The organism is Polaromonas sp. AET17H-212, from assembly GCF_002379085.1.
Classification (GTDB): domain Bacteria; phylum Pseudomonadota; class Gammaproteobacteria; order Burkholderiales; family Burkholderiaceae_C; genus Polaromonas.
Map to the genome: position 1 here is coordinate 1 of NZ_NBZW01000061.1, position 2,402 is coordinate 2,402.

General features: G+C 65.4%; 3 protein-coding genes. All 3 read right to left on the reverse strand.

Annotated features, from left to right (window positions below; translation table 11 throughout):
* Nucleotides 1-41: 41 nt before the first annotated feature.
* The 3 genes from tnpC to tnpA all read right to left on the reverse strand — a co-directional run bounded on the left by tnpC (nt 42) and on the right by tnpA (nt 2,320).
* Nucleotides 42-1,592 (reverse strand): IS66 family transposase, encoded by a 1,551-nt coding sequence (gene tnpC / locus B7G53_RS22195; RefSeq protein WP_141396439.1) that lies wholly within the window; start codon nt 1,590-1,592, stop codon nt 42-44.
* Between the two features lie 66 nt (nt 1,593-1,658).
* Nucleotides 1,659-2,021, reverse strand: coding sequence for an IS66 family insertion sequence element accessory protein TnpB (gene tnpB, locus B7G53_RS22200; RefSeq protein ID WP_176491456.1), 363 nt, complete (start codon nt 2,019-2,021; stop codon nt 1,659-1,661).
* The gene (gene tnpA, locus B7G53_RS22205; protein WP_096671793.1) at nt 1,988-2,320 is read right to left on the reverse strand and encodes an IS66-like element accessory protein TnpA; all 333 of its coding nucleotides are present in this window, start codon (nt 2,318-2,320) and stop codon (nt 1,988-1,990) included. The genes tnpB and tnpA overlap by 34 nt, the downstream gene beginning before the upstream one ends.
* Between the last annotated feature and the right edge of the window lie 82 nt (nt 2,321-2,402).

A 2,402-nucleotide genomic window follows, 5' to 3' on the forward strand; every position in this document is an offset into this window, starting at 1 on the left:
GTAAGCGCGCGGTGATCCCGTCTTGACGACGGCCGACAGGGTCAAGTAGTGGAGAGAGGGGCCTGCCAGCGATGCGGCAGCAGCTCTTGGACGCGACTGGCCGGCTGCGTGGGCAGCCGCTCGAGGATGTCCTTCAGGTATGCGTACGGATCGTGCCCATTCAGGCGCGCCGAGTGCACCAGGCTCATCACCGCCGCGGCGCGTTTGCCGGCACGCAGTGACCCGGCAAACAGCCAGTTCGAGCGTCCAATCGCAATCGGCCGGATCTGGTTCTCGACCCAGTTGTTGTCGGCGGGCAGTTCCCCGTCGTCGATGTAGCGCGTCAGCGCCTGCCATCTGCCCAGGCTGTAGTCGATTGCTTTAATCGTTGCCGAACCCTCGGGCACCTTCTTGCGCTGCTCGGCCAGCCACAGGTGCATGGCATCGGCCACCGGCCGGGCTCGCTCCTGTCGTATTCGTTTTCGGTGGGCGGCATCCAGTTCACGGACCTCGCGCTCGATGTCATACAGCTGCATGAAGAACTTCAACGCCCGCTCGCCGATGGCGCTCTGGTGGTTGGCCCACAGCTCGTGGAACTTGCGCCGGGCGTGTGCCAGGCATCCGGCCTCGGTCACCCCCATCTCGAAGCAGGCCTTGTAGCCGCTGAAGTCATCGCACACCAGGCTGCCGTGCCAGCCGTCTTCGCCGGGCAGGCCGAGGAAGTCGCGGGCATGCTGGCCAGCACGGCTGTCGGCGAAGTCAAACACCACCGCCTTCGTCTCGTTGTAGGTGGTCGTGCAGTAGCTCCACAGGTAGGCGCGATGGGTCTTGCCGTTGCCCGGCTTGAGCATCGCCACCGGCGTCTCGTCGGCGTGCAGCACGCTGTGCTTGAGCAACTCGGCGCGTAGCGCATCGACCAGGGGCTGCAGCTGCACCCCGCATTGCCCCACCCATTGCGCCAGCGTCGAGCGCGGCAGCGCCAGCCCGGCTCGAGCAAAGATGCTCTCCTGGCGATACAGCGGCAGATGGTCGGCGTACTTGGCCACCAGCACCTGGGCCAACAGGCCGGCGGTGGGGATGCCTTTGTCGATGACGTGCGCCGGCACCGGCGCCTGGATCAGGGTTTCGCACTTCGCACAGACCCATTTGCCGCGGATATGCCGCTCCACTATGAACACGCCAGGCTGGTAGTCCAGCTTCTCGGCCACATCCTGGCCGATGCGCTTTAACTGGCAGCCACAGGCGCAGGTGGTGTTCTCAGGCTCGTGGTGGATCTCCCGGCGCGGCAGGCCCTCAGGCAGCGGCTGGCGCTTGGGCTTTTGCTTGTCGTCCTGGCCTGGTGGCGGCGGCTCTGCCTGCTCGATCTCGGCGGCCAGGGAGGCCAGATCGGTGTCGATGGTTTCTTCGAGCAAGCTTGTCTGTTCGGCGTTGTACGCCTCGGACTGGGCCGCGAACTTCAGCCGCTTCAACACCGCCATCTCGTGGGTGAGCTTGTCGATGAAGGCCTGCTTGAAGGCGATCTGCGCGTCCTTGCCGGCCACCTCGACGATCAGGGTGCGCACCACCTGGCGCAACTGCTGCGCGTCAAGGTCCTGGATTAGTGCTTCGTTGATCACGAGAAGTGATGATGCCGATGCGTGTGTTGATGCGCATCGGCATTTCCGCCAATTGCATCGGCCTTACAGAACGGTGATGACGCCCGCCTCACCGATGCGCTGCCAGGGTAGACCCAGCACGAGGGCGTCCAGCTGTGCGCGGGTGAGCGCCAGCGTGCCTGCAGCATCCTTGGGCCAGACGAACTTGCCCTGGTTCAGGCGCCGTGCGGCCAGCCACACGCCTATGCCGTCGTGCACGAGCATCTTCATCCGGTTGGCCCGCCGGTTGGCGAACAGGTAAGCATGATGCGGGCGGGCTGAGCCAAAGACGTGGACCACGCGGGCCAGCGCCGCTTCGGTGCCCGAGCGCATGTCCAGCGGATCGATGGCCAGCCACACGGCGTCGATGCGGATCACCGCAAAAGCTCGCGCATCCAGACCGCGCAATCCGAAGCCGCCGCGGCCGGCCAGGTGATGGTCATGATTGTTGCGCCTCGGCGCAGCTCCATCCGGATGTCCGCTGGCGCTGCGCAAGTCGGCGCAGGCAATGCCACGGGGACGAACGAGGCAACCGGCAAGGGCGCGGCGCCTGCGAGGCGGCGCCACTTGTGCACGACGTTGGCGTTGATCCCGTGCGACAGCGCCACGCTCGCCACCGACGCTCCGGGCTGCGCGCATTCGCCCAGAACCTGCGCCTTGAGTTCGGCGCTATGACGCCGGCGCACGATCTTCTTGGAGTCTTTCATGGTGTCCACCTAAATTCCTTGGTGGACACCATCCTTGCCGCTTATACGGCCGAATTCAAGAAGGGGGTGGCCGGACGCTTAC